This is a genomic window from Psychroflexus planctonicus (assembly GCF_014640195.1).
GTDB lineage: Bacteria > Bacteroidota > Bacteroidia > Flavobacteriales > Flavobacteriaceae > Psychroflexus > Psychroflexus planctonicus.
Window position 1 is genome coordinate 105,923 of record NZ_BMGM01000001.1, and the last position, 13,893, is coordinate 119,815.

At 33.3% G+C, this 13,893-nt stretch carries 19 protein-coding genes and 1 pseudogene; 3 read left to right on the forward strand and 17 right to left on the reverse strand.

Going from position 1 to position 13,893, the window contains the following annotated elements:
• Nucleotides 1-161: 161 nt before the first annotated feature.
• Together IEV72_RS00520 and IEV72_RS13720 are read right to left on the reverse strand one after the other, a co-directional pair.
• Entirely contained in the window at nucleotides 162-896 is a 735-nt protein-coding gene (locus IEV72_RS00520; protein WP_188457123.1) for a T9SS type A sorting domain-containing protein, read from the reverse strand.
• 165 nt (nucleotides 897-1,061) lie between these two features.
• Nucleotides 1,062-1,160: pseudogene (locus IEV72_RS13720) on the reverse strand (T9SS type A sorting domain-containing protein); the annotation flags it as partial.
• A gap of 468 nt (nucleotides 1,161-1,628) precedes the next feature.
• On the opposite strand from IEV72_RS13720, the gene surE reads away from it, so the two are divergent.
• Genes surE through IEV72_RS00540 form a run of 3 tightly spaced genes read left to right on the forward strand, consistent with a single transcriptional unit; the run spans nucleotide 1,629 to nucleotide 3,192 of the window.
• The gene (gene surE, locus IEV72_RS00530; RefSeq protein ID WP_188457124.1) at nucleotides 1,629-2,405 is read left to right on the forward strand and encodes a 5'/3'-nucleotidase SurE; all 777 of its coding nucleotides are present in this window, start codon (nucleotides 1,629-1,631) and stop codon (nucleotides 2,403-2,405) included.
• Nucleotides 2,395-2,700, forward strand: coding sequence for a hypothetical protein (locus tag IEV72_RS00535; protein ID WP_229731751.1), 306 nt, complete (start codon nucleotides 2,395-2,397; stop codon nucleotides 2,698-2,700). The genes surE and IEV72_RS00535 overlap by 11 nt, the downstream gene beginning before the upstream one ends.
• A 3-nt stretch (nucleotides 2,701-2,703) precedes the next feature.
• A complete protein-coding gene (locus tag IEV72_RS00540; RefSeq protein ID WP_188457125.1) occupies nucleotides 2,704-3,192 on the forward strand; it encodes an acyl-CoA thioesterase in 489 nt (162 codons plus the stop codon).
• Here the strand turns inward: IEV72_RS00540 and IEV72_RS00545 are convergent, their stop codons facing one another.
• From IEV72_RS00545 to gcvH, 15 genes are all read right to left on the reverse strand, one after another.
• The gene (locus tag IEV72_RS00545) at nucleotides 3,193-4,101 is read right to left on the reverse strand and encodes a DMT family transporter (RefSeq protein ID WP_188457126.1); all 909 of its coding nucleotides are present in this window, start codon (nucleotides 4,099-4,101) and stop codon (nucleotides 3,193-3,195) included.
• Entirely contained in the window at nucleotides 4,094-4,444 is a 351-nt protein-coding gene (locus tag IEV72_RS00550) for an arsenate reductase family protein (RefSeq protein WP_188457127.1), read from the reverse strand. Before IEV72_RS00550 ends, IEV72_RS00545 begins: the two co-directional genes overlap by 8 nt.
• 1 nt (nucleotide 4,445) lies before the next feature.
• Entirely contained in the window at nucleotides 4,446-4,673 is a 228-nt protein-coding gene (locus IEV72_RS00555) for a CAMCR motif-containing small membrane protein (protein ID WP_188457128.1), read from the reverse strand.
• 19 nt (nucleotides 4,674-4,692) lie between these two features.
• On the reverse strand, nucleotides 4,693-5,229 hold the full coding sequence (locus IEV72_RS00560; protein ID WP_188457129.1) for a DUF420 domain-containing protein: 537 nt from the start codon (nucleotides 5,227-5,229) through the stop codon (nucleotides 4,693-4,695).
• Entirely contained in the window at nucleotides 5,229-5,915 is a 687-nt protein-coding gene (locus IEV72_RS00565; protein ID WP_188457130.1) for an SCO family protein, read from the reverse strand. The genes IEV72_RS00560 and IEV72_RS00565 overlap by 1 nt, the downstream gene beginning before the upstream one ends.
• An 11-nt stretch (nucleotides 5,916-5,926) precedes the next feature.
• Nucleotides 5,927-6,586, reverse strand: coding sequence for a thioredoxin domain-containing protein (locus IEV72_RS00570; protein WP_188457131.1), 660 nt, complete (start codon nucleotides 6,584-6,586; stop codon nucleotides 5,927-5,929).
• A 104-nt stretch (nucleotides 6,587-6,690) separates the two neighbouring features.
• Nucleotides 6,691-7,050 carry a cytochrome C oxidase subunit IV family protein gene (locus tag IEV72_RS00575; protein WP_188457132.1) on the reverse strand — a complete coding sequence of 120 codons (360 nt, stop codon included), beginning with the start codon at nucleotides 7,048-7,050 and terminating at the stop codon, nucleotides 6,691-6,693.
• A gap of 25 nt (nucleotides 7,051-7,075) precedes the next feature.
• Entirely contained in the window at nucleotides 7,076-8,059 is a 984-nt protein-coding gene (locus tag IEV72_RS00580; protein WP_188457133.1) for a cytochrome c oxidase subunit 3, read from the reverse strand.
• 39 nt (nucleotides 8,060-8,098) lie between these two features.
• A complete protein-coding gene (locus IEV72_RS00585) occupies nucleotides 8,099-8,683 on the reverse strand; it encodes a cytochrome c oxidase subunit 3 (RefSeq protein ID WP_188457134.1) in 585 nt (194 codons plus the stop codon).
• Entirely contained in the window at nucleotides 8,674-9,576 is a 903-nt protein-coding gene (gene cyoE, locus IEV72_RS00590; protein WP_188457135.1) for a heme o synthase, read from the reverse strand. The genes IEV72_RS00585 and cyoE overlap by 10 nt, the downstream gene beginning before the upstream one ends.
• 99 nt (nucleotides 9,577-9,675) lie before the next feature.
• A complete protein-coding gene (gene remB, locus IEV72_RS00595) occupies nucleotides 9,676-11,754 on the reverse strand; it encodes a gliding motility outer membrane protein RemB (protein ID WP_188457136.1) in 2,079 nt (692 codons plus the stop codon).
• A 70-nt stretch (nucleotides 11,755-11,824) separates the two neighbouring features.
• Nucleotides 11,825-12,304, reverse strand: coding sequence for a hypothetical protein (locus tag IEV72_RS00600; RefSeq protein WP_188457137.1), 480 nt, complete (start codon nucleotides 12,302-12,304; stop codon nucleotides 11,825-11,827).
• A 61-nt stretch (nucleotides 12,305-12,365) separates the two neighbouring features.
• Entirely contained in the window at nucleotides 12,366-13,088 is a 723-nt protein-coding gene (locus tag IEV72_RS00605; RefSeq protein ID WP_188457138.1) for an energy transducer TonB, read from the reverse strand.
• Between the two features lie 42 nt (nucleotides 13,089-13,130).
• Nucleotides 13,131-13,472 carry a VanZ family protein gene (locus tag IEV72_RS00610; protein WP_194428391.1) on the reverse strand — a complete coding sequence of 114 codons (342 nt, stop codon included), beginning with the start codon at nucleotides 13,470-13,472 and terminating at the stop codon, nucleotides 13,131-13,133.
• A 40-nt stretch (nucleotides 13,473-13,512) separates the two neighbouring features.
• Nucleotides 13,513-13,893, reverse strand: a complete 381-nt coding sequence (gcvH, locus tag IEV72_RS00615; RefSeq protein WP_188457140.1) for a glycine cleavage system protein GcvH — start codon at nucleotides 13,891-13,893, stop codon at nucleotides 13,513-13,515.

Genomic DNA, 13,893 nt, shown 5'->3' on the forward strand with positions numbered 1-13,893 from the left:
TCTTGCATCTAATGTTGTAATTATTGCTTGAAGTCATAAAAATTCTGCAAATAATCAAAGTTTAATGTAAGCAAATGCTTAAACAGGTTGGAAATATGCTTTTTAAAAACCCTGCAAGAGTTCAGAACTCTTGCAGGGTTGGATAGCATATTACAAAAAAATTATTCCTTTATCAACTTCTTCGTCAAAATCTTATTTTCTGTTTGTGCTTTTACCAAATATAGGCCTTTGGCTAAATTACTTACATCAATCGGGTTATTTTTCTGAAAATCTACTTTTAAAACTTGCTTGCCGTTTAAACTATAGATTTCAATAAGTTCAATTTTTGCAAGTTCACTCTCAACATATAACTCATTAGCTACAGGATTTGGATAAAGTGAAAAATTAGTTCTATCAAAATCATCATTGCTTAAGGTGCTTGCCCAAAATGTGGCTACTTCTCCGTTTGTATTGGTGATGTCTAAGTAGATTAAATCACCTTCATACCTAAAATCATAATTGAAAGGACCGTAGGCGTTCGACATTACTTCATTATCAAAAGTTACAACTTCTGAACCTTGTATGAAAACACCGTTGTAATAATCACCGATATCTGAACTATCAGAATTTAATGTACAACCTAGAATTTCATTATAAAAAGATTGCTCGTTTTCCAAAAAAACAACATTACTTTCGCAGTCAGGTAAGAAATAATAAAAGAAAGTTATGCCATCACTACTAAATTCGTCTGAAAAGTCTAACTGATCATATTCTCCGAATGCATTTAAGTCAGCAATTATGGTTCCGTCTTCGGTTACAATTTTTTCGATAGTCCATGTATGGTCAAGTATAGGGTCAACTTGGGCATTCGCTGTAATGAAAAATACAAATATTGCTGTTTTTATAATCGTTTTCATGATATCAAGTTGTAATTATTGCTTGAAGTTATATAAAATTCTGCAAATAATCAAAGTTTAATGTAAGCTAATAGTTCAATAGCTAGGAAACATGCTTTTTTAAAAACCCTGCAAGAGTTTAGAACTCTTGCAGGGTTGATAGTGTAATTTGATTGTAAAATATAATTATTCTTTCATCAACTTCTTCGTCAAAATCCTATTTTCAGTTTGTGCTTTTACCAAATATAGGCCTTTGGCTAAACTACTTAATTCTATATGGGTTGATTTTCTTGTTGGTTTAAAGTCAAAACTTGTTAGCTATTCTAACGGCAATTGGAAAGTTAGTATTTTAGCCCCGATTGCAATGGAAAGCCCGTAAAATTAAAAGCTTTAGATTTTTTGTATTTGAAAAGCGACCGGCAGGAAGCTCTTGAACATACTTATACCAATTTAACCATCAAATAACGCTATATAGCTCATTCATTTTTCCATATATTTCCTTGTTCACAATTTCCGTAGCCCAGCTATGCAAATCATTCACAGCGTCATATATGAAAAAAGCAATTTCGCTCTCTTAACGAGATTTAATAGTTAAATTGGTATTAAAAATCTTAGCTTGTAATTACGGACTTGAAATGGAAAGCGGGTTCTCGGCTCCAAGCTTTAGGCTACGTTAAAGTTTTATCTTAAGAAATAAAAAAGCATTGTGTTTTCTGTTTTAATTTATGCATTTTTGCCAGATAACATAAGTTTATGAGCAAGAAGAAACCTTTGATTTTGGTAACTAACGATGACGGTATTACTGCACCTGGAATTCGGCATTTAATTTCGGTAGTGAAAAAAATTGGCGATGTAATTGTAGTTGCACCAGACCGACCGCAAAGTGGAATGGGACATGCCATTACCGTGAACGATAATTTGTATTGCGACGAAGTACATTTGGATGATGAAGTGAAAGAATACAGCTGTTCGGGAACGCCTGCGGATTGTGTAAAAATTGCCACGCAAGAAATTATGAAACGCAAACCCGACATTTGTGTAAGTGGAATTAATCACGGGTCTAATTCTTCTATAAACGTAATTTATTCGGGAACGATGAGTGCTGCGGTGGAAGCTGGGACTAGTAATATTCCTGCTATTGGATTTTCGCTTTTAGATTATTCTATGGAAGCCGATTTTAGCCATACAAGCGAACATATTGCATATATGGTGAACAAAGTTTTAGAAGATGGTTTACCAGATGCAACGGTGCTGAATGTGAATTTTCCTAAAAAGTCTGAAAACGATATAAAAGGAATTCGTTTGTGCCGTCAAGCTAAAGCCAATTGGGTTGAAAATTTTGATAAAAGACAAACCCCAACGGGTAGAGATTATTACTGGCTAACGGGTGAATTTGTAGATCACGATGGCGGAAAAGACACAGACGAATGGGCGCTAGCTCAGAATTACATTTCGGTTGTTCCTGTTCAATTTGACTTGACTGCTTATCATGCTTTAAAAGAATTTAAAAACTGGAATTTTGAAGACTAAAAACATCAATATTAAAAAGGAAATTGGAATAGGTGCCTTGGTTGGGTTAATTGCTAATGCCATTGGCATGCTTATTTTCTCAGGTTTTTTTATACAAGAATTCGACTTTGAGCGTATTTTTATAATTGCTTATGAAAACCAAGTTTTGAATAAAATTATAGCTTTGGGTGCCATTTTAAACTTCCTTCCTTTTTATCTTTTTCTCAGAAAAAATTTAATTTACCGAGCGCGTGGTGTATTAATTGCAACTATTGTTGTAGCTATTTTCACCGTAATTTTATATTTCAGCAAATAACTTATGGCATACCAAAAAAAATTTGAAATCCGTTGGTCTGATTTAGATGCGAATAGGCATTTAGCTAATTCGGCTTATCAAAATTTTATGAGCCACACCCGAATGGCTTTTTTAATTGAAAACGGATTTTCTTCTAAAGAATTGATGAAACTGAATTTAGGTCCAGTGGTTTTTTATGAACACATTTATTACTTTAAAGAAATCTTGCCTGAAGATAAAATATTAGTTACCCTATCCTTGAAAGGATTATCTGAAGACGGAATGTTTTTTGAATTTGAGCATCAACTTTATAACCAAAACGGAAAGCATTGCGCATCTTGTGAAATGTTGGGTGCTTGGATTGACTTAAAGTCTAGAAAATTAACCGCACTTCCTTCTGATTTGGTAAAAGGCGTAGAAAAGCTGGATAAAACGGAAGATTTTGAAGTCTTAACTAAAGAAGCGACTCGAAAGTTTCAGAAATTCCCGCGAGACATCGATTTTCAATTTTAATTAATCTTCTGCTAAAGAACGTTTTCTAGCTGGGTTTTTGCTCACCATAAATACACCTAGAAACACCAAAACTGCAGCTAGAATTTTTAACAAGTTAAGCTGGTCTACACCAGCAAATATGGCATAAGAAATAGCAATGACGGGTTGTAAATACACAAATACACCCAATGTAGATGCTGAGATTTCTTTGAGTGCATAAATATTTAGCAAGTAGGTTAGAAAAGTTGTGCCTAGTACCACAAAAGCTATTCGCCAAATGGCATCAAATGGTAAAGTTTGCCAGTCTACTTGAACAAATTCTGCATAACAAATCGGTAAATTAATGATGGTTGCTACCAAAAATAAATACTTCATTAAAGTAATGGCTGAATACTTTTTGGTTAATGGTCTTACCATAATCAGGTAAATTCCGTAAGAAGTTGCATTTACTAATATAAGTGCATTTCCGAGTGGAATATTGGGTGCGTTATATGAAATTTCTTTTCCAAACAAGACTAAAATTAAAGCTCCGAATAATCCTAGAATTGCTCCAGAACCTTTTAACCAGGTGATTTTTTCGCGGATTAAAAAAGCAGAAAGTACAAATACAATAATTGGTGAAATAGTAACAATCACTGAAGAATTAATGGGAGTTGAAAAGCTTAAGCCTTTGAAAAATAAAAGCATGTTAATGACCATGCCAAATACAGCAGATCCAAAAATTCTAGGAAAATCTTTCGTTTCTATTTTCTGATTTTTGGTAAAAATACTAATGATCCAAAACAGCATAGCTGCTCCAGCAACTCGCATTAATATTAAACCAAATGGCCCAACATAATCGGGCATTAAAGCTTTTGCAACGGTATGGTTTACCCCATAAATACAGGTAGCTAAGGTCGCGGCAAGAATTGCCCACAACCTACTAGTCATTTAAATATGCCTTTAAATTTTGTACAGTAGATTTAGCGTTTCCTACAAAAATATGTTCTCCCTCAATAAAAACGGGTCTTTTTAAAAAGGTATAGTGTTCTAGTAGGAGATTTTTAAAATCTGCTTCTGATAACTGTTTTATATGCAACTCTTTTTTTCGGTAGAGTTGAGCTCTTTTGTTGAATAAGGCTTCATAAGAATTAGTGAGTTGATGTAATTCTTCTAATTGATTTTCAGTTAATGGATTTTCCTTGATATCTATTAATGTGCTTTCTTCTGGAAGATTTACTTCAGCAAGTATGCGTTTACACGTAGAACAAGTTGATAAATGATAGACTTTCATATTAACTTGATTTAGTTCGATATGTTCGGTAAATGTAGTATCCCAAACCGCCTATTAATAAATATGGAAAAGCCATTAAATATACAATTCCGTTGTTAATTCCTTCGGCTACACTTTTGTCTTGTTCACTTTCTAAAACTGCTCTACACATAGAACATTGTGCTTCAGCATCAACCCAAAAAAGGCTTAAAAGCAACAAGCTTAGTAGGTATTTATTATTCTTTTTCATCTTACTTCAAAATTACAAATTAATAGTATGGCATCATGAACAAATACACCAAAACTCCTGTTATAGCCACATACATCCAAATAGGAAACGTCCAGCGTGCTATTTTTTTATGTTTTTGAAATTCTCCTGTAAGACCGCGATACATGGTAAATAGAACTAAAGGAATAATAATTCCTGATAAGACAATATGTGTAATTAAAATGAAGAAATAAATGTATTTTAAAATACCTTCTCCACCATAAGGAACTGGATCATGACTGATTTTTGAAATTACGTAACTTACTAAAAACACAACGGATAAAGCAAAGGCAGTTATCATAACACGTTTGTGCATTATATGATTTTTTCGTTTTATTAATGAAAAACCCATGGCGAGTAAAACTGCAGTTGAAGCATTAATGATGGCATGAAAAAAAGGAAAAGTACCTATTCTTAATCCAAGTAAATCAACTCGATTTTCTAAATTCATTAAAATCACTACAATGATAGGTACCAAAATAGACAGCGCTATAATTACAGGAACCATTACTTTATCTTTTGATGCTTTAGCTTCCATTATAAAAGTTTTTTGATGTCTTCAATTAAAATATCAATTTGTTGTTCATTTCCATCGCCTTTATCTGGCTCATTGTAAGGAAGACTTCCTTGATAGTAAAGAATTGGGTTTCCATTTTTATCTCTTCTTGAACGCAAGAAACCATCTTTATCTACTAGTGCAAAATAGCCTGCGTGTTCAAATCCACCCGGAGCATCTTCATTTTCAGCTGCGTAAGCATTAAAGCCTTCTCTGGCAATGGTGTATATTTGTTCTTGATTGCCTGTTAGCATGTGCCAATTGGCATGTTTAGCCCCTTTTTTTTGCATGTATTCTTTTAAAACTTCTGGCGTGTCATGTTTTGGATTTATAGTAAACGAAGCGATACCGAAATCCATGTTTCCATAAAATTCATTTTGAACATGAACTAAATTATCATTCATTATTGGACAAATAGTTGGGCAAGTTGCAAAGAAAAATTCCACTACGTAAACCTTGCCTTGGTAGTCTTCATGAGTGATGGTTTCACCATCTTGATTGGTTAATTCAAATTCTGGAGCCCTGCGTTTCACTTTTTCTCCGTCTTGATTTTCTACTTCTAAGTAGGCTAGCTCTTCTGTTGTGTACCTACTTGAATATTCTTTAACAGCCCAAATGCCGAAAATTAAGACTATAAATGAAATTCCTATATACGATTTGCCTTTCATAAATTCTTTACTTATCTATCTGCTTTATATTTTTTTAATTCTAGACGATATTCTGCTAAAATCACTTTTACATCGTCTACCATTTTATTGTTTAAATCTGCTATAGATTTCATGTTATAACCGTACATAACACCATAGTCTTTGTCATCATTTCTACCTCTTAAATTTCCTTTTTTATCAACGATAAAAGCCATTGGCGAATGATATTCATTTTTAAATGAAACTTGGTTATCGGTTAGATTCTGCAAAAACATCTGTGCTTCATCTGAAGGAAGTTTTGCAAATTTCCAACTTTTAGCATCCGAAGTTAAATTGATTTCATAAATGAATTTTTGAACTTCTTCGGCTTGACTTTCATCTACTATGCTTATCACTTGAAAATCCTGAAAATCTTTGTTTTTATCGTAGACTTTTTCTTTTAAATTAAAAGCAAAGGCTTTTTGAGTAGCAACGTCATCGCCTAAAAAAGTAAGGATGCTAATTTTATTTTCTAATGAAATAGGTTTTTCAGAATTTAGGCTTGGCAGTTCCTTTAAAACCAAAGCATCTTTATTAACCGTAGGTAAGTTTGCAAAGCTATGCACTGCTTTGGCAAAAAATAAATAAGTTACCAATGGAAGCACAAACAATACAATTAATACTGTATATTTTTTAACTTTTTTAGTTTGCATTTGGTGTTTTTAAGTGAATTTAATTGCGTTTCAATCTTCTGCAAAAATAACAAAAGGCGATATTAAAATACCGCCTTTGTAAATGTTTTAACCTTGGTTGATAATTAAAAATCCCAAGTAATATATCCATTAGTGTATACATCTTGAATGTATCCACCTTCTATTAGTAAAATTGCAATTAAGTAACAAATTAAGAAAACACCTGTCCAAACTACAGTTCTTCTTAAGCCAGCAGATTCGTGCTCCATATGCATAAATGCCCAAGTAATGTAATAGGCTTTTACAATGGTAAGAATTATGAAAATCCAATTAAGTAAGGATAGTGCGACAAAATCGTTATAAACTAAAAACTCTGGTTTTATAATCCCTAAAATAACTTCTACAATTGTAAGTAAAGATAATATTCCGAAAACCTGCCAAATTCTTTTGGTTGCTCCTTCGTGATGATGTGTATCGTGTGCCATAATTAAGTGCTTTGGAAAATAAATATTAAACTAGATAGAAGAATGTAAATACAAACACCCAAACTAAATCTACAAAGTGCCAATATAAACCAACTTTTTCTACCATTTCGTAAGAACCTCTTTTCTCGTAAGTGCCAATAAGTACATTAAAAAATACAATAATTAAAATAAGTACTCCAGATAACACGTGAAATCCGTGGAATCCTGTTATAAAGAAAAAGAAATCTGCGAACAATGGCGCGCCATACTCGTTATTAGAAAGGTTTGCACCTAGGATGATGCTTTTTCCTGTTTCGTCTAATACTTTTACGGATTCTTCTCTATCTAAAACAGTCTTTTCTCCACGTTCATTTAATTGCATTGTTCTCACCAACAAGTTTTCATCTTGTTTAAATGCTGTTTTTAAATCTTCAATATCGTAGGCTATTAATTCGCTTTCTGAAGCGTACCAAAGTCCATTTTTAGCTTCGTGTGTTGTTCTTGTTCTTTCAGCAACTGGCGTAAAAGCTTCAATATCTACTCGCTTTCCATCAGCATCGACAAATTGTAAGATTTTTCCTGAAGTAGTTTCTACTGCGCCGTATTCACCTTTAATGAAATTTTTCCATTCCCATGCTTGAGAACCTAGAAAAATAGCCCCACCTAAAATGGTTAGCGCCATGTAAGTAACCACCTTGCTTTTTTGCATTCTATGTCCTGCATCTACAGCTAGCACCATGGTTACAGAAGAAAATATCAAGATAAATGTCATTAAGGCTACATAATACATTGGTGCATCGGTACCGTGTAAAAAAGGGAAGTGATTAAACACTTCGTCAGCGATAGGCCATTCATTTATAAATTTGAATCTTGAAAAACCGTAAGCAGCAAGGAAACCAGAAAAAGTTAATGCATCAGATGTTATAAAAAACCACATCATTAATTTTCCGTAGCTTGCTTTTAGCGGTTGGTTACCTCCGCCCCATGTTTTTCCTTCAGTACCTGTTTGTGCAACAGCAGTAGTATCCATATACTTTAATATTAGTTAGCGCAAAAATAGTTATTTTATTTATCCTAAGAAATATATAAAAAAGAAAAAAAGGAACAGCCACAACAAATCTACAAAGTGCCAAAAAGTGGCACCCATCTCAAAACCAAGCATTTGTCCTTTTTTGTATTTATTTTTAAAATGATTATAAATAAGGACGATTAAAACTATCATCCCTGATGCAATATGTACAACATGTAAGAAAGCGATTAGGTAAATATAAGAAGCGGTAACATTGCTAGAGCTTCCTGTAAAATAATAGCCTTCTTCTGTGATGGACTGAAATCCTGAGAATTGAAGAATTATAAAAACTAAGCCTAACAAAAATGTAAGTATAATTGCAAAGTTAGCTTGCTTTCTCTTTTCATTTAAGATGGCTTTTTTGGCGTAAATTAAACTTAAACTACTTAGTATGATAAGTAGCGTGCTCCACATAAATGCATTAGGTAGCTGAAAATCGTCTACCCAATCTGGACGGCTACTGCTAACAATAAACGCAGAAGTTAAGCCTGCAAATGTCATAGACAAGCTAATTATACCAAACCACAGCATCATCTTTTTTGCTCGGTATCTTTTTTCTGCATCAGATTTATTCTCTATTCCCATTCTCTAACAATTTTATCAAGTACAAAAACCAACTGCATCATTGTAATATATGTAACGCTAGCTAACATTAATTGCTTAGCGTTTTTTTCGGCTCTAAATTTATAAAGTTGAATAGCATGATATAGCATAAATAAGCCAAGCGCCAATACTATTGAAGCTCCCAAATAAGATAAACGCAAACTACCTGTTATTCCCAACACCGGTATAAGTGAAATTAAAATAGTCCATACCGTGTACAATACAATTTGTAAAGCTGTTGATGAATCTCTCTTACCTGTTGGCAACATAAAAAATCCACCTTTTTTATAGTCGTTATATAGCCACCAACCTAGCGCCCAAAAATGAGGAAACTGCCAAAAAAATTGAATCATAAATAAGGTTCCTGCTTCTATGCTAAATTCTCCCGTTGCTGCCACCCATCCTAACATAAATGGAATTGCTCCTGGGAAAGCACCAACAAAAACAGATAGTGGTGTTTTTGTTTTTAAAGGTGTATATATACTAACATAAAGAAAAATAGAAATAGCTCCAAAAAGCGCAGTTATAGGATTAATAGTATAGAGCAAAAACAAACCAAGAGCTGCTAAAACAGAAGCAACAGCAAAAGCAGTATTTACACTCATTCTACCAGATGGGATTGGTCTATTTTTTGTTCTATCCATCAAAGCATCTAAATCTCTTTCTATAATTTGATTATAGGCATTAGATGCACCAACCATAGCATATCCACCAATGGTTAACAAAATAACTTCTGAAATTTGAAATGTTTCAGCACCTAGAAAATATCCTGCAACAGAAGAAAATACAACACTTAATGCCAAACGCATTTTAGTGATGGTCTTAAAGTCTTGAAACAAACTTGTAATGGAGTTGTATGTAAGATTATCAGGCAAAAATGCAGATATTTTTTTTGCAAAGATACTGCTAAAAAGTGTTTTACAAAGGGGAAGACTTCGTTAATATTACCTTCTTAGCTTAAGCTTAAGTTTATTTTAGTAATCGTAATACCAGTTGAAGATGTCTGTCCTAAAACCTAGGTTTAACCAAGATGTATTGCGATCGAAATTACGGCTATTATTTTCTGCAATATCAAATTTTCGCTGTATTAGATTTAAATATACTTTTAAATTGGTTGTAGGATTAACTATATATCCAACTTCTAATTCTCCGTAATACGAATTTGCTTTATTTCCTTGACCAATTTCAATTTCAGTGTCTCCTACTCGGTCGCGTTCATCCCCGAATAAATCTGAGCCATAAAACGGATTGCTGTCTGCGGAAGGCTCAAATCCACGTTCTCCAAGAATGAACTTAGCGTGACCGTAAAATCGGTCTTTTTTATAACGGGCGATCAGTATAATTTCTCTGAAGTTAGCTCCCCACAAATGAGCCATAGATTGATTGTTGTGTGTATAATGCAAAGAAAGCGTATTATGCGAATATGTATAAGGTCTAACTTGGTTATATTCCATTTGAAAATACAAGTTTTTCACTTTAAAAGCATCAAAGTATTTAAAACCCAATTGCAAGCCAAATTTATTTTTCCAACTTTTATTCATTGCAGTAACGTCTTCAACTGAAAGTTCGTCTATTAATACTTGACCATAGGTATTAAATTTATTGCTCCATTTGTATTTATAACTCAAACCAATCATAGATTTGCCTGACCGCGTTCCTGTTGCATATTCTACCATATTATAAAATATAACAGGATTTAAAAAGTTCCAATCGAAACCTCGGTTAGGTTCACTTTCAAATAAAGCAGTTTCAAACAATCCAATATTTAAACGCTCCGTTACATTGTAGCTTAAATAATGGGTTGCCATGTATTTTGTAGTGTAAGCACCACCTTCTGTTAAGGTATTTAGGTTTCTTGGTGCAGACCAAATACTGGTATATTTAAACTTCCAAAAAGTGGTGTTCATTTTAAAATAAGCATTCGGACTTGCATTGTCGCTTAAAAATAAGGAACGGTATCCATCACCAATGAAGTTTTTCCCTGTCCCGAATTGCAAATCTAAAAAGTTTGTAGCTTCATAGTTTAAGTAACCTTCTACAACTGGATAATCAAAACCACTGCCTCGAAAGGACTCTCCTATTCCTCGGCCAGGCACTAAGACACTATTTGTTCCTTCTCTACCTAAACTTCGAGCTAAGTCGTTGTAATATCCTGCAAATTTTCCTTGACTCTCGTATATAACGCTATAAAAATTTAATTTTTCGCCTAAACCACCTTGTATAATTCCAGCTCGTGTGTTGTTGTAGGTAGTAAAATTTTCTTCTGCATCTCTACCTATTTGTAGATCTGCAGCAATATCAAAAGTAAACCAATAATCTTCTCCTTGAATGCGGGCTGTATTTTCATTAAAAAACTTTCTACCAAACCAAGATTTTTTATCGTAAAAGAGTTTTTCATTTTCTTCAGCTATGTCGTAGTATGGTTTTACCTCACTATATTTAAATGGCTTTGAAGATGTGTGCGCATTAGTACCAATCAGGTTCATTTCAGAATCGAAACGATTGTAAAATTCATGAGAAAGTGGAATATTTAAAGCACTACTAGCTTGCTTATTTTGATAAGGTAAATTGATGATTTGCTGGTATTCATCCTGAAAAGATTTTCTTTGAGGCTGAATAATGGTTTCGGTCTTAGTTTCTTTCTGGTAATTTGAACGAAGTGGAATTCTTAATGGCGTTCTAAATTGAAAGTAAGTAGGTTTACCATCGTAAGTGGCTGGTTCGAGTTTGGGCATTTTATCAAAGGCTTCCTGAAGTGCTTGTTTTACTTCATCAAAGTCCGCTTCAATATAAATAATTTGAAAAATACCTTCTTTATCTACTTCAAAAATAAGCGATGCGCTTCCTTCATATTCTTCTTCTGAAATGATATCTGGCTCTTCATAATTAGCATAAAGCGCTTGTTGAAACGCTTTCCTAAAACAACTTTGTTCTTCGGCAACGCTTACCTCTTTACAAGCTTCGAAACGCGGATAACTTTTAATAAGTATGCCATTTTGAGCAACAGTTACAATTGTAAATAAACCAAAAAGAACTGATAAAATATTTTTCATAGGATAACTTGCTTAGCAATTAGCAAATTAACACAATTTAACTCAAATTGCTTCAAAAAAGTAGCACTGCTTAAGAATTTTCTTTTTCAGGGTCAGGATAGCTAAATTCCAAATCTATTTCAAGATCGTTTTTACTATTTGGGCTGTTGCGCTTAAGTTTATAATTTACTTCAAAATTAAACTCTACAGGTCTATCTTTATCGTTTAAAACTGCTTTCAATTTTGGAAGTTTTTCTACAGCTCTACTTATAGCTAGAAAAATTGGAGATTCTGGAGTATCATAACTTAGTTGTTTTATAACTCCTCTTCTATCTACCAAATAAGTTCCTTTTGTTTCTCTTTGGTAAGTGTAATCTGAAGCAATTTCTGTTTCTTTATAGGCTTCTTTAAACATCTTTCTGAAGTTATTTTCGAAACAAGATTTGCCAGCTTGGTCATCGGTTTCACATTCTTCAAATTGTGGAAACTTTGGTTTGCTTTCAGCATCTTCTTGCGCTATTGACACTTGAAAAAAACCTATTAATAGAATTAATATGTATTGTATTTTCATGGGGTATAATTAAAATTAACCCGAACAATGTTCGGGTTAAGTGGTAATTTAAATTATAATTTTAGTCTTGTACTTGAAAAGTAATGGGCAAAGTGTAAATTACACCAACTGCTCTACCGCGTTGTTTACCGGGTTTCATGCTAGGCAACTGTCCAACCACTCGCTCTCCTTCTCTTGTTAGTCTTGGATGAGAAGATCTTGCTTGAACATCTACTACTTTTCCAGTTTTGTCAATTTTAAAACGAACATAAACTCGATTTACACCAGAAAGACCTAATTCGCTACCAAGACTTGTATCAAATTTTTTATTTACGAAGTTTTGTATTTTTTTACTCATACAATTTCTTCTATCTTCATTGGTCTTTTCTTTTTCGCAACCTGGAAAAATTGGCACGTCTTGAATACTTGAAAATGGCACATCGTCAATTTCTTCTTCTTCTCCTATATCTGCAACATCTTCTACTTCTACAATTTCATCCATGCTTGTTTCTGTAGACTCGATAATTGTTTCTTCCACTTCTTCATCGTCTTCTACCACTTCAATAACTTCTGGAGCTGGCGGCGGCGGCGGTGGCGGTGGTGGCGTTTTTAATTGCTCGGTAATTGGCACATCTTCATCATCAAGCATATCTAGCTCAACAACACCAGTGTCTAAATCTTCTTTGTCGTAGGTTTTAAATTCAATTAAAAACAAAGAAGTGGCTAACATAAAAGCAAGCCCTAATTGGAAAAATAGAAAGCTCTTTTTGCTCAAGTCTGCTTTCTCACTTTTTTTAGATTCCATAATAATTAAATATTAGGCGTTAAAATTAAAAAAATAATCTGATTATACATTTAATTGATGTCTCAATTTTACAAGCTTGGTTTTATTTAATTTAAATATAAAATACACAATCAATGTCCCGGCCGAGTTAGATAGTATATCCCACCAATCAAATGTTCGGTAATCAGTAAGGGTCGACTGTAGAACTTCAACAACAATGCCAAAAACAATTAAGGCCGCAGCTATAATGTTAAAAGACAAGTTTTGTTGTTTATTTTTAAAAACAATAAAGTAACTAAACCAAGTTAAAGATAGAAAAACGTAAGCTATTAAGTGGTAAAGCTTATCGGCTTGTTCTATTTCTAAAGCTGGCAAATTATCGGTAGGCATTAGTGACAAGTACATTATAAAAAGTGTTGTACTTACAGCTAATACAAAAGAAAATTTATCCGTCAATATGGGCTTTATAAGCTTCAGCATCCATTAAATCGTTAAGCTCTTCTTGGTTTGTAAATTTCATTTTGATCATCCAACCTTCACCGTATGGATCTTCATTTACTTTTTCAGGCTCATCTTCAAGATTTTCGTTAAATTGTATAACGCTTCCTGTAAGAGGTAAAAATAAGTCAGAAACTGTTTTAACGGCTTCAACACTTCCAAAAACTTCATCTTGATCTAAGCTTTCGTCTACAGTTTCAACTTCAACATAAACAATATCTCCTAATTCGCTTTGCGCAAAATCGGTAATTCCTACTGTTGCCGTATCACCTTCAATTTTTACCCATTCGTGATCTTTTGTGTACTTTAATTCTGCTGGTATATTCAT